The sequence below is a fragment of the Pseudomonas monachiensis genome (genome assembly GCF_047345015.1).
Taxonomy (GTDB): domain Bacteria; phylum Pseudomonadota; class Gammaproteobacteria; order Pseudomonadales; family Pseudomonadaceae; genus Aquipseudomonas; species Aquipseudomonas monachiensis.
On the sequence record NZ_CP178857.1, the window covers coordinates 4030171 to 4050206 of the forward strand.

General features: G+C 58.2%; 15 protein-coding genes and 4 tRNA genes. 7 read left to right on the plus strand and 12 right to left on the minus strand.

Annotated elements, in window-relative coordinates; all coding sequences use genetic code 11:
• Nucleotides 1-67 precede the first annotated feature (67 nt).
• The 5 genes from ACMDB8_RS18105 (at nt 68) to ACMDB8_RS18125 (ending at nt 6880) form a co-directional block, all read left to right on the plus strand.
• Nucleotides 68-1804 carry a type I secretion system permease/ATPase gene (locus ACMDB8_RS18105; protein ID WP_056722316.1) on the plus strand — a complete coding sequence of 579 codons (1737 nt, stop codon included), beginning with the start codon at nt 68-70 and terminating at the stop codon, nt 1802-1804.
• A gap of 6 nt (nt 1805-1810) precedes the next feature.
• Nucleotides 1811-3151 carry an HlyD family type I secretion periplasmic adaptor subunit gene (locus tag ACMDB8_RS18110; RefSeq protein WP_056722318.1) on the plus strand — a complete coding sequence of 447 codons (1341 nt, stop codon included), beginning with the start codon at nt 1811-1813 and terminating at the stop codon, nt 3149-3151.
• A gap of 1 nt (nt 3152) precedes the next feature.
• Nucleotides 3153-4481 carry a TolC family outer membrane protein gene (locus tag ACMDB8_RS18115; protein WP_056722321.1) on the plus strand — a complete coding sequence of 443 codons (1329 nt, stop codon included), beginning with the start codon at nt 3153-3155 and terminating at the stop codon, nt 4479-4481.
• A 224-nt stretch (nt 4482-4705) separates the two neighbouring features.
• Nucleotides 4706-5836: a nitrilase-related carbon-nitrogen hydrolase gene (locus tag ACMDB8_RS18120; RefSeq protein ID WP_409078858.1), complete on the plus strand. Its 1131-nt coding sequence runs from the start codon at nt 4706-4708 to the stop codon at nt 5834-5836.
• A gap of 3 nt (nt 5837-5839) precedes the next feature.
• A complete protein-coding gene (locus ACMDB8_RS18125) occupies nt 5840-6880 on the plus strand; it encodes an AraC family transcriptional regulator (RefSeq protein ID WP_056722325.1) in 1041 nt (346 codons plus the stop codon).
• A gap of 3 nt (nt 6881-6883) precedes the next feature.
• Here the strand turns inward: ACMDB8_RS18125 and ACMDB8_RS18130 are convergent, their stop codons facing one another.
• From ACMDB8_RS18130 to ACMDB8_RS18185, 12 genes are all read right to left on the minus strand, one after another.
• The gene (locus tag ACMDB8_RS18130; protein ID WP_156385718.1) at nt 6884-7156 is read right to left on the minus strand and encodes a hypothetical protein; all 273 of its coding nucleotides are present in this window, start codon (nt 7154-7156) and stop codon (nt 6884-6886) included.
• Nucleotides 7157-7211: 55 nt separating this feature from the next.
• Complete coding sequence (locus ACMDB8_RS18135) at nt 7212-8051, minus strand: DUF2242 domain-containing protein (protein WP_409078859.1); 840 nt, start codon at nt 8049-8051, stop codon at nt 7212-7214.
• A 203-nt stretch (nt 8052-8254) separates the two neighbouring features.
• On the minus strand, nt 8255-10126 hold the full coding sequence (locus tag ACMDB8_RS18140; RefSeq protein ID WP_409078860.1) for a SurA N-terminal domain-containing protein: 1872 nt from the start codon (nt 10124-10126) through the stop codon (nt 8255-8257).
• Nucleotides 10127-10360: 234 nt separating this feature from the next.
• The gene (locus tag ACMDB8_RS18145) at nt 10361-10633 is read right to left on the minus strand and encodes an HU family DNA-binding protein (protein ID WP_002552737.1); all 273 of its coding nucleotides are present in this window, start codon (nt 10631-10633) and stop codon (nt 10361-10363) included.
• A 149-nt stretch (nt 10634-10782) separates the two neighbouring features.
• Entirely contained in the window at nt 10783-13179 is a 2397-nt protein-coding gene (gene lon, locus ACMDB8_RS18150; protein ID WP_056722330.1) for an endopeptidase La, read from the minus strand.
• 252 nt (nt 13180-13431) lie between these two features.
• A complete protein-coding gene (gene clpX, locus ACMDB8_RS18155; protein ID WP_008048848.1) occupies nt 13432-14715 on the minus strand; it encodes an ATP-dependent Clp protease ATP-binding subunit ClpX in 1284 nt (427 codons plus the stop codon).
• Nucleotides 14716-14826: 111 nt separating this feature from the next.
• Complete coding sequence (gene clpP, locus ACMDB8_RS18160; RefSeq protein ID WP_015094302.1) at nt 14827-15462, minus strand: ATP-dependent Clp endopeptidase proteolytic subunit ClpP; 636 nt, start codon at nt 15460-15462, stop codon at nt 14827-14829.
• 93 nt (nt 15463-15555) lie between these two features.
• Nucleotides 15556-16866: a trigger factor gene (gene tig / locus ACMDB8_RS18165; RefSeq protein ID WP_056722332.1), complete on the minus strand. Its 1311-nt coding sequence runs from the start codon at nt 16864-16866 to the stop codon at nt 15556-15558.
• A gap of 386 nt (nt 16867-17252) precedes the next feature.
• Nucleotides 17253-17328: transfer RNA gene (locus tag ACMDB8_RS18170), tRNA-His, on the minus strand.
• Between the two features lie 78 nt (nt 17329-17406).
• Nucleotides 17407-17491: transfer RNA gene (locus ACMDB8_RS18175), tRNA-Leu, on the minus strand.
• Between the two features lie 56 nt (nt 17492-17547).
• A tRNA-His gene (locus ACMDB8_RS18180) sits at nt 17548-17623 on the minus strand.
• A gap of 32 nt (nt 17624-17655) precedes the next feature.
• Nucleotides 17656-17732 (minus strand) — tRNA-Arg (locus ACMDB8_RS18185).
• Between the two features lie 274 nt (nt 17733-18006).
• Here ACMDB8_RS18185 and folD point away from each other — a divergent pair.
• On the plus strand, nt 18007-18861 hold the full coding sequence (gene folD, locus ACMDB8_RS18190) for a bifunctional methylenetetrahydrofolate dehydrogenase/methenyltetrahydrofolate cyclohydrolase FolD (protein WP_046043051.1): 855 nt from the start codon (nt 18007-18009) through the stop codon (nt 18859-18861).
• 235 nt (nt 18862-19096) lie between these two features.
• Nucleotides 19097-20035: a D-alanyl-D-alanine endopeptidase gene (pbpG, locus tag ACMDB8_RS18195; RefSeq protein WP_056722336.1), complete on the plus strand. Its 939-nt coding sequence runs from the start codon at nt 19097-19099 to the stop codon at nt 20033-20035.
• Nucleotide 20036 lies beyond the last annotated feature (1 nt).

Consider the following 20036-nt stretch of genomic DNA (forward strand, 5'->3'; position numbering starts at 1 on the left):
AGGGCTACATTTACTGTTAGCTGTTGCGCCTCAGGGGCAATCGGCTTTTCGCAGTGGGAGGATCAACATGCCCAAGCAGTCGAGCATCCGTTCCGAACTGGCCGACGCGCTCTTTCGCATGCGCCGCAGTTTTTATTCGCTGGCAGCGTTCAGCGGCGTCATAAACGTCATGATGTTGACGCCAGCTATTTATATGCTGCAGGTCTACGATCGAGCCCTTGTCAGTCGCAACGTCACGACGCTGGCGATGTTGACGGTTCTGGTGGTGGGTCTGTTCCTGCTGATGTCCACACTGGAGATGGTTCGCACCCGCGTGCTGATCCGGGTCGGCAACTGCCTGGACATGGACCTCAACCGACGCATTTTCACCGCGGCATTCGAGCGCAACCTGAGCCGCGCCGGAGGTAACCCGGCCCAGGCCCTGCAAGACCTCGCCCAGGTTCGTCAGTTCGTCACCGGCAACTCCCTGTTCGCGTTTTTCGATGCACCGTGGACGCCGATCTACCTGCTGGTCGCCTATCTGATTCACCCGATACTCGGACTGATCACGCTGATCGGCTCACTGATTCTGATGGGCCTGGCCTGGCTCACTGAAAAGGCGACGCAGAAGCCGCTGGCCGAAGCCAATCAGGCCTCCCTCTCCTCCGCCCAATATGCCAACAACAACCTGCGCAACGCCGAGGTCATCGAGGCCATGGGCATGCTGCCGTCGATCAGCAAGCGCTGGTTCCAAAGTCATTTGCGCATTCTGGAAATGCAGACCCTGGCCTCCGACCGCGCCGCCTTTATCAGCAGCACCGGGCGCTTCGTGCGGATCACTTTGCAGTCTTTGATCCTCGGCGCCGGCGCGCTGCTGGCGATCGAAGGCAAGATCACCCCGGGGATGATGATTGCCTGCTCGATCCTCACCGGCCGCGCACTGGGTCCGGTGGAACAGGTCATCGCATCGTGGAAACAACTGCTCGGTTGCCGTACGGCCTGGGGCCGGCTCAACGAGATGCTGCACGACTATCCGCGCCGGCCACCGAGCATGTCGCTGCAGCGGCCAATGGGCATGCTGGCGGTAGAGAATGTGTATGCCGGAGCCCCGGGTACCAACAACACGATTCTGCGCGGGGTGAGCTTCAGCCTTGTCCCCGGCGAAAGCCTTGGCATCATCGGCCCATCCGCCTCGGGCAAGTCCACCCTCGCCCGCCTGCTGGTTGGCGTCTGGCCGGCCCAAGCCGGCAAGGTGCGCCTGGACGGCGCAGACATATTCAACTGGAACAAGGGCGAACTTGGCCCCTGGCTCGGCTACCTGCCACAGGACGTGGAGCTGTTCGAGGGCAATATCGCCGACAACATTGCGCGCTTTGGTGAAGTGGACAGCGAAGCAGTGATCCGCGCCGCCAAGATCACTGGTGTACACGAGATGATCCTGCGTTTTCCGCAGGGCTATGACACCCGCCTGGGCACCGATGGCAGCCCGCTATCCGGTGGCCAGAAGCAGCGCATCGCCTTGGCCCGGGCGTTGTATGGCGAGCCCAATCTGATCGTGCTGGACGAGCCGAACGCCAACCTCGACGACGTCGGCGAAAAGGCCTTGGTCGATGCCCTGGCCGAACTCAAGGGCCGTGGCGCCACCGTCATTCTGATTTCTCACCGTCCCAACGTACTCTGCGCCGTCGACAAGGTGCTGATGCTGCGTGACGGCGGCGTGCAGATGCTCGGTACGCGCGATGAAGTATTCGCAGCGCTGCGCAAGGCCAGTGTGATCCCTGCAGGCGCGTCGACTCCGCTGGCCTCCGTCAAAGCACGGGAGTGACCGATCATGCAAATGAGCCAACATACCGACATGATTACAGCCGATTCCAGGAGCATGGTAGACCTGGACGTCGGCAAACCCGCGCGCTGGGGCGTGTGGCTGGTGCTCGCCGGCTTCGGCGGCTTTCTCCTGTGGTCATGGCTGGCGCCGCTGGATGCCGGCGTGGTAGCGACAGGCACGGTCAAGGTCACCAGCAATCGCAAAGCCGTGCAGCATCTGAGCGGCGGCACCGTGGAAGCCATCCTCGTTCGCGAAGGCGATCTAGTGACAAAAGGCCAGGAGGTAGTCCGCCTCGACTCGTTGCGTGCCCTTGCCGAACAGGGAGCGGTCAGCGCCCAGTACATCGTCAGCAAGACGGTGGAAAACCGTCTGGAAGCGGAGCGTGACAACCGCGACGTGGTGAACTTTGATCCTGAACTGCTAAAGCGCTTCAAGGATGACCACCGCCTGGAAGCCGCCATGGACCTGCAACAGCGCCTGCTCGACACCCGGCGCGCCGGTCTCGCGGGTGAGATCAGCATCCTGCAGGAGAACCTGGCGGCGTCGGCCGTGCAGCTCAAGGGCCTGCAGCAAGTCTATAGTGCCCGCGCCTCGCAAATCAGTTTCCTCAACCAGGAACTGCAAGGCACCCGCGTGCTGACCGCCGAAGGCTATGTACCGCGCAACCGCCTGCTTGAGCTGGAGCGCAGCAACGCCGACCTTTCCGCCGGCCAGGCCGAGAACCTCAACAACATCGCCCGGGTGCGTAGCCAGACCACCGAAATCAAGCTGCGCATCCTGCAGCGCCAGCACGATTACCTGAAAGAAGTCGAATCGCAGTTGACGGAAACCGCCAAGGAAAACACCACCCTGGCCGATCGCTTGCGCGCACTTGACTATGAAGTGACCCACACGGTGATTCGGTCACCGATCGATGGCATGGTCCAGGCCTTGAGCATCGCCACCGTCGGCGGGATCATTCAGCCCGGCTTCAAGATCATGGAAATCGTTCCGCTCAACGAACCGTTGCAGGTCGACGCGATGATTCCCGTGCAGGCCATCGACAAGATGGTCCCCGGACTGCCCGTGGACATTTCCTTCCCGGCCTTCAACCATGCCAAGACACCAAACATACCCGGCCGAGTGATGACCATCTCCGCCGACCGCCTGATGGACGAGGAAAGCAAGCAGCCGTTCTATCTGGCCCAGGTGGAAGTCACCCCCGATGGCATGGGCCTGCTTGGCACCAATCACATTCGCCCTGGCATGCCTGCCAGCGTCACCATCAAGACAGGCGAACGCAATATGTTGAGCTATCTTCTTAAACCAATGCTCGAACGTGTGGACAGCTCATTCAAGGAACAATGAAATGGACCGTCATTGCCTGCTCTTCTGCCTGATGGGGTTGGCCTTGCCGGCCGACGCCATGGACCTCAAGCAAGCCTGGGATCTGTTGCAGTTCCAGGGCCCCATCTACCAGGCCTCCGTGCATGAAAAAGAGGCCGGCCAGGAGAACCGCGCCATCGGCAAGGCCGGCCTGTTACCGCAGATCAATGCCTCGGCCTACAACAACAAGGTCAATGGCTCCCAAAGCCAGAACAACATCGACAGAGATCTCCATTACGACTCAAAGGGCGCTAACGTGCGCCTGCGCCAACCACTGTTCAACAAACAGAAAATGGCCGAGTACCGCCAGGGTCAGCAGCGTGCCGACTACAGTAACGCGGTATTCGATGCCAAGAGCCAGGACGCCGCAGTGCGCCTGGCCGAAAGCTATTTCGATGTGCTCCTGGCCAGCGAAACCATCACCCTGGCAAAGTCCAAGCTGAGCGCCTTCGACGAACAACTCGCCTCGGCGAAACGGCGCCTGGAACTGGGGGCCGGCACCGTCACCGACGTCGACGAATCGACCGCTCGCCGCGACCTCGCCGAAGCCGAACTGATCGAAGCACAAGACAACCTGGTCAACGCGCGCCGCAAGCTCGAGGAATACATCGGTGAAACCCCCGAATCGCTGACCACCTTGCGTCCGAGTTTCGATACACCACCGCTGGTACCAGGCAACCTTCAGGACTGGTTGGTCAAAGCCCAGGTCGATAGCCCACTGATCCATGCGCGCCGCTATAGCCGCGACCTCGCCGAAGAGGAGGTCAAGCGTGCCAGTGCCGGCCACTGGCCAACCCTGGATTTCATCGCCGGCTACACCGCGGGTGAGAGCCAATCACTCTCCGAGTTGAATCAACGTAACCACTACGGCTCGATCGGGCTGGAAGTCAATATCCCGCTGTTCAGTGGTGGCGGCGTCAGCGCGCTGACACGCCAGGCCAGCGCCAATAGCGATAAGGCCACGGACGAACTCGACGCCGCACGACAGGAAGTCATCACCGGAACCACCCGTGAGTATCAAGGCATCCTGAGCGGTGCCAAACGCATTCGCGCGCTGGAGAAAGCCGTCGCGTCCAACGAACGCTCACTGGCATCGTCACGCAAGGGCTTCAAGGAAGGCGGCACCAGCACCAACTCGGATGTCCTCAATGCTGAAGAACTGCTCTTCGTCGCACGCCACGATCTGTTCGATGCCAAGTTACGCTATTTGATGTCGCGCCTGCGCCTGGCCTCTTCGGTAGGCAGTCTGGGCGACGACGATATCGACCAGATCAACAACTACCTCGGCCCGGAACTGCTGGTCACCAACTGACGCTCACCTGCCGGCCGGTCGCGCAAAATGATGGCTGACCGGCGCCCCTCCTCCCATGATCCCCCACCCAGCCATTCATTGCCCCGTCTGAGCACAGAAAGGCAGCCGCCAGCAAAAAAACAGTCATCGCTGAAAGCTACCCACTAAACCCTTGATTCCCTTTATGCTCGATCCAGCTCCAAATCAAAAGCCACGCCAGGCTCCAGGCTGTAAACTGTCTCCCCATGCGCAAACTTTTGTACCTGACATTTTCCATGGCGTTGCTCGCCGCCCTCACGACCTACGCGATGTGGGCCGCAGACCGGCCGGTGGGTCATTACCTTTCGGACCTGCGGATCAGCCTCGCTGTCGACCAGGGCACGCCTGCGGACCGTGGCAACCTGTTGGGCATCCAGCCCGAACTGTTTCCTACCGACTACCAAAGTCCCGAGCGTTTGCACCGCAAGCTCGCAGCCTATCTGCAGGCAGCCCGGGACCAGGGTTTGCTGAACGGCAAGACCGTCGTCGTGTTGCCGGAGCACGTCGGTACCTGGCTGATGGTCAGCGGTGAAAAGGATGAGCTGTATCAGGCCAGCACCCTCAAAGAGGCCATGAACTGGCTGGCGGTAAGCAATCCCCTGAAGTTCGCCAAGGCGTTGATCAGCGCCGAGGGCGGCAACCGTCTGGACGATGCCCACCTGCGCATGAAAGCCAAGGCAATGGCCAGGGACTACCAGACATTGTTCGGAGGCCTGGCCAGGGAGTTCCACGTGACACTGGTCGCGGGCTCCATCGTGCTGCCCGAACCGAGCATCATCGACGGCACCTTGAGAATCGGCCGCGGCGCGCTGTACAACAGCAGCGTGGTGTTCAACAGCGAAGGCCTGCCGATCGGCCAGCCCCAGCGCCAGATACACCCGTTCTTCGCAGAACAGAACGGGATCAAGGCGAACGGTGAGCACTCGCTCAACGTCGTTGATACCCCCGCAGGAAGGCTGGGCGTATTGATCGGCCACGACAGCTGGTACCCGGAAAACTACCTCAAGCTCAACGACCAAAGCGTACAGCTGGTTGCGGTACCGGCCTTTGTTTCCGGCCGTGGCACTTGGGATCAACCGTGGCGCGGCTACAGGGGTTCGTCGGCGCCGGCGTCGGTCGGCTTGAAACCTGGAGAAGTCAGTGAAGGCCAGGCCTGGCAGCGCCTGACCCTCACGACCCGGATGCCGGCCAGTCAGGCCGTCGCTGGCATGAGCGTGTTCCTTCGGGGTCAGTTCTGGGACCAGGGCAGCGCCGGGCATAGTTTCCTCAGCAGCAACGGCCAGCACTTTGCCGATGGCAACGCCCATGGTGCGCGCTTGCTGAACCTCTGGTTGTAGGCCATGAATCCACAGCCGATGCGCCTCGGCGATCTGTCGGTGGGCTTTGTACATAGCCTGGCCGATGCCGTACGCAGTCACGGTGTCGATCCACAGCCACTGCTCGATCAATACGGTCTAGATGCCGCGCGCCTCAGCGAAGCCGGCGCCCGGCTGTCGATACCGCGCTACATGCGCCTGGGCCACAGTGCCATTCAACTGACCGACAATCCGGCCCTTGGCCTGCGCATGGGTCAGCTCAGTCGCCTGAGCCAGGCCGGCCTCGCTGGCGTCACCGCGGCCCAGGCACCGACGGTACGAGAAGCCGCGCGCTGCCTGATTCGATTCGAAGCCTTGTACGGCTCCAATTATCGCGGTCAATCAAGCTTTCACGAAGACGCCCGGGGCGCCTGGCTGCGGTTCTACTCGATCAGCCCCTATAACGCCTACAACCGCTTTGTGGTGGATTCGATCATCGCCGGCTGGTTACAGCAATTGTCCAGTGTCAGCCCTGCCCCGCTGCGTGCCGAACGTATCGAGATCGAATTCGAGGAGCCCGGCTACCGCCAGGCCTATGACGTGTTGGGCGACTGTCCGATCCAGTTTGGCGGCGAACGCAATCAACTGCGCTTGAGCCTGGCCAGTCTCGCCCAGCGCAACCCCGAGCACTGCCCGAGCACCTGGCGACATTTGCTGCAACTGTGTGAGCGGGAACTGGAACAACTGACACGCACCCGCAGCCTGCGTGAACGCATCATCGCGCTGCTGGGACCCTTGCTCAATGGTGGCCGGGAGCCCGACCTGCAGGAGGTGGCGGCACGCCTGAAGCTGCCCACCTGGACCTTGCGCCGCAAGCTCGCCGATGAAGGCACACAGTTTCGTGCAATTCTCAACGACACCCGCCGCGACCTGGCCATGACTTACATACGCGACACCGAACTGGCGTTCGGAGAGATCGCCTACCTGCTGGGCTTTGCCTCAGCCGAAGCGTTTCAACGCGCATTCAAACGCTGGAACGGGCAGACACCCGGCGAATTTCGCCGCAGCCATCGCCAATCCGCTTGATGCCTACAACTCGGTAGCGTCTTCCGCCGGCTCCAGTGGGTCAAGTTCAAAAGCCTGGTACTCGAGCAGCTCTTCTTGATAATCGTCCATATTTGAATTCCCCAACCGTCTGAATAAATAACCAATTCCCTGAGCATAATGCGCCCGCATGAAAGAAAAATGACGCGGGCACGACACTCTGTCGCTACTCAATAAAACGTAGCAGCTGGTCAGGAATTTATCATCGGTTTTTTCGCGCAAGGCCGCAGAACAGCGGACCTTGTTGATGAGGGTCAATCTTTGCGCCCGCTACGGGATCGTTACTCGCTGGCCGATCCCGTAACGCGATCGATCACTGGCCAGAGACAGGAATCGCCTGAATCGGCTCGCTCGGCGGTGGTATGTCCGTCGGGTTAGTCGGTGGCGTGATGGTTTCTGCCGAAGGCGCCGGCTCGGCGTTCTGAACCGGGGTAATCGGCGCCGCTTCAGGAGGCGGGGCAACCGGCTCGGAGGCCGCTGGAACCGCTTCTACGGGTGCGGGCGCAGCAGGTTCTACAGCAGGAGTCACTGCCGGGGCCGGTGCCAGCGGTGCCGATGCTGCCTTGGCTTCAGGCATTCCCAGGTCCGTTTTCGGCTTTTCGGGGATGTGCGCGGCCTTTTTCGCTTCCGGCGGCAGGAACAACTCGACCAGTGCGAAGAAACGCTCGTAGAACTTGGCGGACGATACGGTTTCGCTGGCGACCTTGACCATCGAGTCATCTGAGGAGCCGATCGGCATCGATACCGAGCCCAACACACCCACACCGAGACTGGCGGAGTTGTTGGTCTTCTTCAGCGCATAACGATCCTGCAGGGCATTGGCGAATATGGTCGCGTGGTGCCCTTCGCTGCCGTCATCGGCACAGACCACACTGAAGCTGATCTCCATGTGATTCTCGCCGGTCTGCTGGAAACTCTTGTGACCGCTGACCAGCTTCGGATCGTTGCTGGTGATGATGTAACCCTGGCTGAGCAAGGCGCGACGGGCGGCCTCACAGCTCTGGGTATCGCTGACCGGATAGTTTCGGGAAAAGGTACCGGAGTCGTCGAAATTCTCATGCTCATAGATGGCGGCCTTGTTCGATGAACAACCAGCCGCGGTGGCAAACACGGCTGCCAGCCCGACAACCCGCATGGGAAGTGATTTAAACATTGAACATCCTGAGGAAAACGGTTCGGGGCGTATTGTGCAACAGATCGATGCTTAGCGGAGCATCGATCGTGTCTTAAAACGGTTACAGGCTGATTGACCCCGGTTTTGCGCAAAAGTCACCGCGGCAAATGACGTACGGCCAAACAAAAAGACCCCGGCCTTTCGGCCGGGGTCTCATGTACCGCGTTAAACCTGGTCAGGCATCAGTAACGCTTGATCTCCGCCTGGCTTTCCAGCTGCTTGCGGTAAGCCGCGAAGTCTTGCTGGCCGATGCGGGAAGCGAGGTAGCGACGATACTGTGCTTTCTCTTCTTCGGTCGGTGCCGCGGCTTCGTTCACGCCATTGAGGCGCACGATCATCAGGCTGCCATCAGCCAGCGTCACGCTGGTGAAGGTCGGTTTATCCTTGGCCGCAGGCTTCGCCATGCGAAACAGCGCTTGCAGCACCGCAGGGTCGATCCCTTCCTGGGTACGAGTCGCCGCGTCGGTGACTTTCCAGGACTGGCCGTCGATCACCCGATCCAGCGGGGTCGTGCCGTCGCGCAGGCTGGCAATCAGGGCGTCAGCCTTGGTCTTGGCATCGGCGCTGGCGTGCTCCTTGGCCAATTGCACACGGATCGCGGCAGAGACGCTTTCCAGCGGCAATTGCGAAGGCTTCAGGTGCTCCTTGGCACGCAACACGACCACGGTTTCAGGATCCAGCTCGATGGCGGTGCTGTTCGCCCCCTCATCCAGGACTTCCGGGCTGAACGCAGCCGTGATCACCGCACGGTTGGCCGTAATACCCTCACCACCTTCCCGGCCGAACGGCTTGGACGTGTGGACGGTCAGTTTCAAGTCCTGCGCCGGCTGAGCCAGATCAGACGCTTCGAACGAGGCATCCTCCAGCTGCTTGGTCGCCTCGACAAAACGCTGTTCGACCTGCTGGGCCTTCAATTCGCGGGTCAGCTTGTCTTTCAGGCTGGCGAATGTCGGTACCTCAGGCGCTTCCACGCCCAACAGCTTGATCAGGTGGAACCCGAAATCGGTGCGAACCGGCGCGGAAACCTGATCCTTGGTCAACGAATACAGGGCTTTTTCGAACGCAGGGTCGTAGACGCCAGGACCGGCATAACCCAGATCACCGCCGTTGTTCGCCGAACCAGGATCCTGGGAGAATTCCTTGGCCAGCGCCTCGAATTTCTCACCCTTGGCCAGACGGGCCTGGATCTCTTCGATCTTCGCCTTGGCTTGCGCCTCGGTGGTCTTGTCGTTCACTTCAATCAGAATGTGCGCCGCCTGGCGTTGCTCGGACAAGTTCGCGATTTCTTTCTGATAAGCCGCCTGCAGGTCTTCGTCATTGACGCTGACCTGATCGAAGAAGGAAGCCTTCTTCAGCTCGAGGTAATCGATGACCACCTGATCCGGCGTCATGAATTCCTTGGCGTGATCGTCGTAATAGGCCTTGACCTCATCGTCGGTCAGCTTCACCGCCGCCGGGTCGACCTTGATGTTCAGGGAGGCGAAATCGCGGGTCTGTTTTTCCAGACGGGCAAACGCCAGCACCTGTGCATCGGTCACGAAACCGCTACCGGCCAGACCGGCACGCAACTGACCAATCAGCATTTCCTGAGCCATCAGCTGGCGGAATTGCATGCGGGTGTAGCCGAGTTGGCGAATCACCTGGTCGAAACGCTCGGAGCTGAACTTGCCATCCACCTGAAAGTCAGGCGTTTGCAGGATGACCTGATCCAGAGCCGCTTCGGAAAAAGCGAATTTCGAGTTTTCTGCGCCTTGCAGCAGCAGTTTGCGATCGATCAGGCCTTTGAGAGCCGACTCGCGCAGCATTTTTTCATCGAGCAAGGAAGCATCGAAATCCTTGCCCAGCTGTTGCATGAGCTGACGGCGTTGCATATCGACCGCCTGGCTCAGCTCGTTCTGGCTGATTTCTTCGCCATTGACCTTCGCCGCTTCATTCTTGTTCGTCGTGGCCTGAAAAATGGCGTCGAAACCGGTCAAAGCCATCAGTGCAACGATGACCCCGATAATAGTCTTGGCAATCCAGCCTTGTGAATTGTCCCTGATATTCTGCAGCATGCGTCCCCCAGAAACGGTTGAACTTCAAAAATTAGGCAACCGTGGAGCGTGGGTAGAATCCGAATAGAAGAAAGGCGCATCCGAGGATGCGCCTTCTCGTAACTGGCGGAGCGGATCGAGGGGCTCGAACTGGCGACCCTCGGTGTCTTGAACCGGCGACCTGCAGTCAGGACTGCCGCTCCGCTGCCAAGTCAGGCATGACCTGACCCGGATGGGTAAAAACCTGAATCGAACTTAGTTGACAGCTTCTTTCAGTGCTTTACCGGCTTTGAAACCTGGTTTTTTGGCTGCTGCGATTTCCAGCGTCTTACCGGTCTGTGGGTTACGACCAATGCGAGCTGGGCGATCAGTTACGGAGAAGGTACCGAAACCAACCAGAACAACAGAGTCGCCAGCCTTGAGAGCGCCAGTGACGGATTCGATTACAGCGTCCAGCGCACGGCCAGCAGCAGCTTTCGGGATATCAGCGGATGCAGCGATAGCATCAATCAGTTCCGACTTGTTCACTCTAAGTCCCCTTATATCTATTTGAGTATGATTCTAAGTTTTTTTGGTGAAAGCAAAAACGAGTGCTGAATGGCCTACAGACACTTAAGAGCCGCTTTATAACAAGGGCTCTAAAAAGCTGTCAAGAAAGCCCCCCAGGCAAATACGTACTAATGCGTGCTAATTCTTTCCTTAGAATCTGCGTCGCGTTTCTCATCCTTCGCGACTATCTCCGGAGCCACATCCGGCAAGGGCTCCGGCGCGTATTGCAGCGCAATTTGCAGGACCTCGTCAATCCATTTAACCGGTTTAATCTGTAGATCCTGCTTGATATTGTCCGGAATCTCTTTGAGATCGCGCACATTCTCTTCAGGAATGATCACGGTCTTGATTCCGCCACGATGGGCAGCCAGCAGTTTCTCTTTCAAGCCGCCGATGGCCAATACCTGGCCACGCAAGGTGATTTCGCCGGTCATGGCGACATCCGCGCGTACCGGAATACCGGTCAATGCCGATACCAGGGCCGTGCACATGCCTACACCGGCGCTAGGGCCGTCCTTGGGGGTCGCCCCTTCCGGCATATGGATGTGCGTGTCACGCTTCTCATGGAAGTCCAGGGGGATCCCCAGACTCTTCGCCCGGCTGCGAACAACGGTCAAGGCCGCGGTGATCGATTCGACCATCACGTCACCCAGGGAACCGGTCTTGATCAACTGGCCCTTGCCCGGCACGACGGCCGCTTCGATGGTAAGCAGTTCGCCACCCACCTGAGTCCACGCCAGCCCGGTCACCTGACCGATCTGATCCTGCTGTTCGGCCAGGCCATAGCGGAATTTGCGCACGCCCAGGAAGTGCTCCAGCATGTCTGCGGTGACCTTCACCGAGAAGCGTTTTTCCAGCGCATGCTCCTTGACCGCCTTGCGGCAGACCTTGGCAATCTGGCGCTCCAGCCCACGCACACCGGCTTCACGGGTGTAGTAGCGGATGATGTCGCGGATCGCTTCCGCGTCAAACTCCAGCTCGCCTTTCTTCAGGCCGTTGGCCGTAATCTGCTTCGGCGAAAGGTATTTGACGGCGATGTTGATCTTCTCGTCTTCGGTGTAGCCCGGCAGACGGATCACTTCCATCCGGTCCAGCAACGCTGGCGGGATGTTCATCGAGTTCGAGGTGCACAGGAACATCACATCGGACAGGTCGTAATCGACTTCCAGATAGTGATCGTTGAAGTTGTGGTTCTGCTCAGGATCGAGCACTTCCAGCAACGCCGATGCCGGATCGCCACGCATGTCGCTGCCCATCTTGTCGATTTCGTCGAGCAGGAACAGCGGGTTGCGGACACCCACTTTTGTCATCTTTTGAATCAATCTTCCTGGCATCGAACCAATGTAAGTACGGCGATGACCACGAATTTCCGCTTCATCACGCACGCCACCGAGGGCCATGCGCACGAATTTGCGGTTGGTGGCGTGAGCGATCGACTCCGCCAGGGATGTTTTACCCACACCTGGAGGACCGACCAGGCACAACACCGGACCACGGATTTTCTTCACGCGCTTTTGCACGGCGAGGTATTCGAGGATGCGTTCCTTGACCTCTTCCAGGCCATAGTGGTCGGCGTCCAGAATGTCTTCTGCACGCGCCAGGTCCAGGCGCACCTTGCTCTGGGCCTTCCACGGCACTTGAACCAGCCAATCGATGTACGAACGCACCACGGTCGCTTCCGCGGACATCGGCGACATCTGCTTGAGCTTGTTCAGCTCGGCCGTTGCCTTGGCCAGCGCATCTTTCGGCAGGCCGGCGGCGTCGATACGCTTTTTCAGCTCTTCGACTTCGTTGTGACCTTCGTCGCTGTCGCCGAGCTCTTTCTGAATGGCCTTCATCTGCTCATTCAGGTAGTACTCACGCTGACTGCGCTCCATTTGTTTTTTGACGCGGCCACGAATGCGTTTTTCGACTTGCAGCAGATCGATCTCGGCATCCAGCAGCGCCAGGACGTGCTCGACCCGGGCCGACAAGTCGATGATTTCGAGGATTTCCTGCTTCTGTTCGATCTTCAGGGCCATGTGCGCGGCCATGGTGTCTACCAGGCGACCCGGTTCATCGATGCTGTTGAGCGACGACAGGACTTCAGCCGGGACTTTCTTGCCCAACTGCACATATTGCTCGAACTGGGACAGCAGGCTGCGAACGAACACTTCCGACTCGCGTTCCGGCGCTTCAACTTCGTCGATCAGGGAGACTTCGGCACGGCAGTGGCCATCCACTTCGCTGAAGCGCTCGACAGCGCCCCGTTGCTCACCTTCGACCAGAACCTTGACCGTTCCGTCAGGCAGCTTCAGCAACTGCAGAACAGTGGCAATCGTACCCACGCGGTACAGGGCATCTTCACCGGGATCGTCGTCAGCCGGGTTTCTCTGGGCCAGCAGAAGAATCTGCTTGTCACCCGTCATCGCAGCCTCGAGGGCTTCGATGGATTTCTCGCGCCCCACGAACAGCGGGATAACCATGTGCGGATAAACCACGACATCACGCAATGGCAGGAGAGGCAATTCGATGGTTGTCTTCATGATTTCGCCTCTACGGCGGCCGTAAGGCCGTAAACAGATGGAAGTAAGCTTGAAACCAAGATGGGGGCTGCTTTGGAAAAAAACAAGCGGATAAAAGTACGACTTAAAAGATTGCAACCGATGGCAGCGTTTGTGATGGTCCGGACACACCCGGAAAATCAGATTGGCTGTCAGTTCGCCTTCGCTGGCAGGCCAGCTTCCACAAAAGCAAAGGGGCCCGAAGGCCCCTTCTTTATTCAAGCTGCGTGACACTTAAGCGTCTGGCGCGGCCTTGGCGGTCGGCTCACTGTTCTCGTAGATATACAGTGGCTTGGACTTGCCCTCTATCACGCTTTCATCGATCACTACTTTGCTCACCTCGGACTGCGAGGGGATTTCATACATAGTGTCGAGCAATACACCTTCGAGAATCGAACGCAGGCCACGGGCACCGGTTTTACGCTCCAGGGCACGCTTGGCGACCGATTTCAGAGCGTCGGTCCGGAATTCCAGATCCACGCCTTCCATCTCGAACAGCTTGGCATACTGCTTGGTCAGGGCATTTTTCGGCTCGGTGAGGATCTGCATCAGTGCAGCCTCGTCAAGCTCGTCGAGCGTGGCAAGTACCGGCAGACGACCGACGAATTCCGGGATCAGACCGAACTTGACCAGATCGTCAGGCTCGACTTCACGCAGGGATTCACCGACTTTCTTGCCTTCTTCCTTGCTGCGCACTTCTGCGTTGAAACCGATGCCACCCTTGGTGGAACGGTTTTGAATGACCTTCTCAAGACCCGAGAACGCGCCACCGCAGATGAACAGGATGTTACGGGTGTCGACCTGCAGGAATTCCTGCTGCGGATGCTTGCGACCACCCTGCGGTGGAACGGAAGCGACCGTGCCTTCGATCAACTTGAGCAGGGCCTGCTGCACGCCTTCACCGGAAACGTCCCGGGTGATCGACGGGTTGTCAGACTTGCGCGAAATCTTGTCGATTTCATCGATATAGACAATGCCCATCTGGGCCTTTTCCACGTCGTAATCGCACTTCTGCAACAGCTTCTGAATGATGTTCTCGACATCTTCACCCACGTAACCCGCCTCGGTGAGGGTGGTTGCGTCGGCGATGGTGAACGGAACGTTCAGCAAGCGGGCCAGGGTTTCGGCAAGCAGGGTCTTACCCGAGCCTGTCGGGCCGATCAGCAGGATGTTGCTCTTGCCGAGTTCGACGTCGTCATTTTTTTTGTCACGCTGGTTCAGGCGCTTGTAGTGGTTGTACACCGCTACGGCCAGAACCTTTTTCGCACGCTCCTGACCAATCACATACTGATCAAGGATGCCGCTGATTTCTTTAGGCGAAGGCAATTTATGCGCACTGCTTTCGGCCTGTGCTTCCTGCACCTCCTCGCGGATGATGTCGTTGCACAGGTCGACGCACTCGTCGCAGATAAAGACCGAGGGGCCGGCAATCAATTTGCGTACTTCATGCTGGCTTTTGCCACAGAAGGAGCAATAGAGCAGCTTGCCGTTGTCCTCGCCGTTGCGGGTGTCAGTCATTCGTTCGATCCAAATCCGATAGGCTTGCAACACAAGATGAAGGCTATTGCGGGCTTTTTCAAGCCCGCAGGTGTCGGACCCGCCGACCAACCTTATTTTGAGCTGCTTATTTTAAGCAGGACGCTGGCTGATCACTTCATCGATCAAACCGTACTCACGCGCGGCGTCTGCACTCATGAAGTTGTCGCGGTTGGTATCGCGCTCGATTTCTTCGAGAGTGCGCCCGCTGTGCTTGGCCATCAGCGTGTTGAGACGCTCGCGAATGAAGAGGATTTCCTTGGCATGGATTTCGATATCCGAGGCCTGGCCCTGGAAACCGCCCAGTGGCTGGTGAATCATCACACGCGAGTTCGGCAGGCAGTAACGCTTGCCTTGTGCACCGGCCGTCAGCAGGAACGCGCCCATGCTGCACGCCTGACCGATACAGGTGGTCGACACGTTGGGTTTGATGAACTGCATGGTGTCGTAGATCGACATGCCTGCAGTCACCGAACCGCCCGGGGAGTTGATATAGAGATGGATGTCCTTGTCCGGGTTTTCCGCTTCAAGGAACAGCAATTGCGCACAGATCAGGTTGGCCATGTAGTCCTCTACCGGACCAACCAGAAAGATCACCCGCTCCTTGAGGAGACGCGAGTAGATGTCGTAGGCGCGCTCGCCACGAGCGGACTGCTCGACAACCATCGGGACCAGGCCGCCTGCGGCCTGGATATCAGAGTTCTGCTGAATATACGAATTACGGAACATGCTCTGCAGTCACTCCCAAATAGTTATGTCTTGAATACGCATAAGCCAGCTCGAAGGCTGGCTTATGGTGTTTGCTTCTTATCGCAAAAGTGATCAGTCGGCTTGTGGTGCTTCTACCGGCTTGACCGCTTCTTCGTAAGAGACCGATTTGTCGGTCACGCTAGCTTTCTGCAGAACAGTATCCACAACTTGCTCTTCCAGCACAACCGAGCGAACTTCGTTCAGTTGCTGGTCGTTCTTGTAGTACCAGGATACAACTTGCTCAGGCTCCTGGTAGGCCGAAGCCATTTCCTGAATCATCTCGCGAACGCGGGTTTCGTCAGGCTTGAGGTCGAATTGCTTGACCACTTCAGCCACGATCAGACCCAGCACTACGCGGCGCTTGGCTTGCTCTTCGAACAGTTCGGCCGGCAGTTGGTCAGGCTTGATGTTGCCGCCGAACTGCTGAACAGCCTGCACGCGCAGACGGTCAACTTCGTTGGACAGCAGGGCCTTTGGCACTTCGATCGGGTTGGTGGCCAGCAGACCGTCCATTACCTGGTTCTTGACCTTGGATTTGATCGCCTGACGCAGCTCACGCTCCATGTTCTTGCGAACTTCGGCGCGGAAGCCTTCCAGACCGGTTTCCTTGATGCCGAATTGAGCGAAGAATTCTTCGGTCAGTTCTGGCAGTTTTGGCTCGGAAACGGTGTTGACGGTCACGGTGAACTCGGCGGCTTTGCCAGCCAGGTCCAGGTTCTGATAGTCCTCTGGGAAAGTCAGGCTCAGAACGCGTTCTTCACCGGCTTTTGCGCCAACCAGGCCATCTTCGAAACCAGGGATCATGCGGCCGGAACCCAGAACCAGCTGGGTACCTTTGGCGGAACCGCCGGCGAACACTTCACCGTCGACCTTGCCGACGAAATCGATGTTCAACTGGTCTTCGTTCTGGGCAGCACGAGCGGCCACTTCGAAACGGGTGTTCTGCTTGCGCAGGATGTCCAGCATCTTGTCCAGATCGGCGTCAGTCACGTCAGCGCTCAGGCGCTCTACGGTGATACCTTCGAAACCGGCAACGGTGAACTCAGGGAACACTTCGAATACGGCTACGTATTCCAGGTCCTTGCCCGCTTCCAGGGATTTTGGCTCGATCGAAGGCTGACCAGCCGGGTTCAGCTTCTGCTCAACCACAGCTTCGTAGAAGGAAGACTGGATCACGTCGCCTACAGCTTCCTGGCGAGCGTCAGCACCGAAACGGCGCTTGATTTCGCTCATTGGCACTTTGCCTGGACGGAAGCCAGCAATCTTGGCCTTTTGGGCGGTCTGCTGCAGACGCTTGTTGACCTGGCTCTCGATGCGCTCAGCCGGCACGGTGACGCTCATGCGGCGCTCAAGAGCAGTAGTATTTTCAACAGAAACTTGCATGGATATTCCTCGTTGCACAGACGTTAGCCGGCCGTTTCCGACCCCAGAATCAAGGGCATGCATTCTAGTGGGTCAAACTCAAGAAGTCACCCTACTGAAAACGGGTAAAAACGCAGCAGGCAATTTATAGGTGCGAATGCACGAATGCACCTCGCCCCGATGGCAAATACAACCAATCACGCCAGGGCTCTGCGCCAACCTTTCCCTATATAGAGAAGGCAGCCAATCATCTCCCTGACAGCCGATCTCGCAAGCAAGGCCGGCGGGCAGGACTGCATCATCGAGAAACATAAATACGACGAAACACCCTGCCCCTGCGACCCGGAACCTGCGGCCACTGAAACAAAAAAGGCGCCAGACTTTTCAATCTGGCGCCTTTCGAAATATGGGGTGGACGATGGGGATCGAACCCACGACAACGGGAGTCACAATCCCGTGCTCTACCAACTGAGCTACGCCCACCATATTGCCTGTTAAAGAAGCCAAACAAACTTCTTTATCAAGCTCCAGCCAGGCCAAATGCCTGAGTGAAGCTTTAATTGGTGCGGATGAAGAGACTCGAACTCTTACGCCTCGCGGCGCTGGAACCTAAATCCAGTGTGTCTACCAATTCCACCACATCCGCGGGTGAAGCCTTTAAAGCAAAGGCGCCAGACTGTTAATCTGGCGCCTTTCGAAATATGGGGTGGACGATGGGGATCGAACCCACGACAACGGGAGTCACAATCCCGTGCTCTACCAACTGAGCTACGCCCACCATATCGCGTTACTTGTGCCAAAGCTGCCTAATGGCGCACCCGGCAGGACTCGAACCTGCGACCATCCGCTTAGAAGGCGGATGCTCTATCCAGCTGAGCTACGGGCGCCTTGTTAGCTGTAACCTTGGAGGACTACAAACTAAGTGCTTTCCAGTCTCGCAGAATCGTAATCCCGCTCAACCTTCCTAACCAGTGCTAGGCTGTGCCCGACAAGTGCGACGAATAGTATAGAGCCACCCGAAGGTCGTCAAATCCTTTTTAAAAAAAATTCATTTAATTAAAGGAGTTAGGGGAATTTGCAGACCAAGCGCCTTTGCCCTCACCGCATGACATGCGAGAATGCGTTCTCTTTTTTTCCCCTCTCGATGGTTAATCACGCGCAATGACTGCACAACTTATCGACGGCAAATCGATCGCCGCCAGCCTGCGCCAGCAGATCGCCCAACGTGTCACCGAGCGTCGCCAGCAAGGCCTGCGCACGCCCGGCCTTGCGGTGATCCTGGTCGGCAGCGATCCTGCCTCTCAGGTTTATGTCTCGCACAAGCGTAAAGACTGTGAAGAGGTCGGCTTTCTATCCCAAGCCTATGACCTGCCTTCGGAAACCACTCAAGAAGCGCTGACCGAGCTGATCGATCGCCTGAACGACGATCCTGCAATCGACGGCGTCCTGCTTCAGCTTCCGCTTCCCGAGCACCTGGACGCCTCCAGGCTGCTGGAACGCATTCGTCCGGATAAAGACGTCGACGGTTTCCATCCTTATAACGTCGGCCGCCTGGCCCAGCGAATCCCGCTGCTGCGCCCATGCACCCCCAAAGGCATCATGACCCTGCTGGAAAGCACTGGTGTCGACCTTTACGGGATGGATGCCGTTGTCGTCGGCGCATCCAATATCGTTGGCCGCCCAATGGCCATGGAATTGCTGCTGGCCGGTTGCACCGTGACGGTCACCCACCGCTTTACCAAGGACCTGGCCGGCCATGTCGGCCGTGCGGACCTGGTCGTCGTCGCTGCCGGCAAGCCGGGCCTGGTCAAGGGTGAATGGATCAAGGAAGGCGCGATCGTGATCGATGTCGGCATCAACCGCCAGGACGATGGCAAGCTGGTCGGTGACGTGATCTACGAAACCGCCCTGCCCCGCGCCGGCTGGATCACTCCGGTACCGGGCGGTGTCGGCCCGATGACCCGAGCCTGCCTGCTGGAAAACACCCTGTACGCTGCTGAAACCCTGCACAGCTGAGTTTCAACGCGCACGCGTTCAGCGTGACAAGGAACCCCGCCCTGGCGGGGTTTTTTTTGCCCGCGAAAAACACCGACCGCCTGCCGGAAAATGACTTTCTTTTCATGTTTCTCAGGACTTTCACCTGTTACTTGATCAACCATCGACAGTTATTCAGCCATACTCCAGAATGTCGCGCTTTTTACGAAATAGCCCGTTACAAAACGGCTTATCAACACCTTACGAGTCTGCCAGCGTGAAAATCCGTCTTTCCATCCTGAGCCTATTTTTTGCAGTTACAGGGACTTTCATCACGCCAATCGCCAGCGCTGGCGAAACCACGGCAGCGCCTCGAGACACCTCGCAACTCAAACTCGCCTCCGGCAGCTCTTTACTGCTGGATATGCAGACCAACAAAGTCATCTATGCCAGCAATCCGGACGTCGTCGTTCCCATCGCGTCCGTCAGCAAATTGATGACCGGCCTGGTCGTGGTTGAAGCCCGGCAAAACATGGATGAATACATCAACATCAACATCAGCGACACACCGGAAATGAAAGGTGTGTACTCCCGGGTCAAGCTCAAGAGCGAACTGCCGCGCCGGGAAATGCTGCTGATTGCCCTGATGTCATCTGAAAACCGGGCCGCGGCAAGCCTGGCCCACCACTATCCGGGTGGCTATGCCGCGTTCATTGCTGCAATGAACGCCAAGGCCCGGGCCTTGGGCATGACCAATACCCATTTCGTCGAACCGACAGGGCTCTCGCCGCGCAACGTTTCGACAGCTCGCGATTTGAGCAAACTGTTGATCGCCGCGCACAAGTACCCGCTGCTGACCGAACTGAGCACAACCAAGGAAAAGACCGTTTCGTTTCGCAAACCGAACTACAGCCTGGGTTTCCGCAACACCGACCATTTGGTGCGCAAGCAGGACTGGGACATCCAGCTGACAAAAACCGGTTTCACCAACGAAGCAGGTCACTGCCTGGTGCTGGTGACCCGAATGGGTAACCGTCCGGTGGCCTTGGTGATCCTTGACGCCTATGGCAAGTACACCCATTTTGCCGATGCCACGCGCATGCGTAATTGGGTAGAGAGCGGAAAAAGTGCTGACGTGCCTTCCGTCGCCTTGCAGTACAAGGCAGACAAGAACCTCAAGCAGCGCCAGAGCGGCGTGGTTGAAGCGTCGAAGTAAC

Bases quoted from the DNA above. Each gene is read 5' to 3' on its own strand.
- ACMDB8_RS18105 (WP_056722316.1), top strand. From the start codon at position 68: ATGCCCAAGCAGTCGAGCATCCGTTCCGAACTGGCCGACGCGCTCTTT.
- ACMDB8_RS18110 (WP_056722318.1), top strand. From the start codon at position 1,811: ATGCAAATGAGCCAACATACCGACATGATTACAGCCGATTCCAGGAGC.
- ACMDB8_RS18115 (WP_056722321.1), top strand. From the start codon at position 3,153: ATGGACCGTCATTGCCTGCTCTTCTGCCTGATGGGGTTGGCCTTGCCG.
- ACMDB8_RS18120 (WP_409078858.1), top strand. From the start codon at position 4,706: ATGCGCAAACTTTTGTACCTGACATTTTCCATGGCGTTGCTCGCCGCC.
- ACMDB8_RS18125 (WP_056722325.1), top strand. From the start codon at position 5,840: ATGAATCCACAGCCGATGCGCCTCGGCGATCTGTCGGTGGGCTTTGTA.
- ACMDB8_RS18135 (WP_409078859.1), bottom strand. From the start codon at position 8,051: ATGTTTAAATCACTTCCCATGCGGGTTGTCGGGCTGGCAGCCGTGTTT.
- ACMDB8_RS18140 (WP_409078860.1), bottom strand. From the start codon at position 10,126: ATGCTGCAGAATATCAGGGACAATTCACAAGGCTGGATTGCCAAGACT.
- lon (WP_056722330.1), bottom strand. From the start codon at position 13,179: ATGAAGACAACCATCGAATTGCCTCTCCTGCCATTGCGTGATGTCGTG.
- clpX (WP_008048848.1), bottom strand. From the start codon at position 14,715: ATGACTGACACCCGCAACGGCGAGGACAACGGCAAGCTGCTCTATTGC.
- clpP (WP_015094302.1), bottom strand. From the start codon at position 15,462: ATGTTCCGTAATTCGTATATTCAGCAGAACTCTGATATCCAGGCCGCA.
- tig (WP_056722332.1), bottom strand. From the start codon at position 16,866: ATGCAAGTTTCTGTTGAAAATACTACTGCTCTTGAGCGCCGCATGAGC.
- folD (WP_046043051.1), top strand. From the start codon at position 18,007: ATGACTGCACAACTTATCGACGGCAAATCGATCGCCGCCAGCCTGCGC.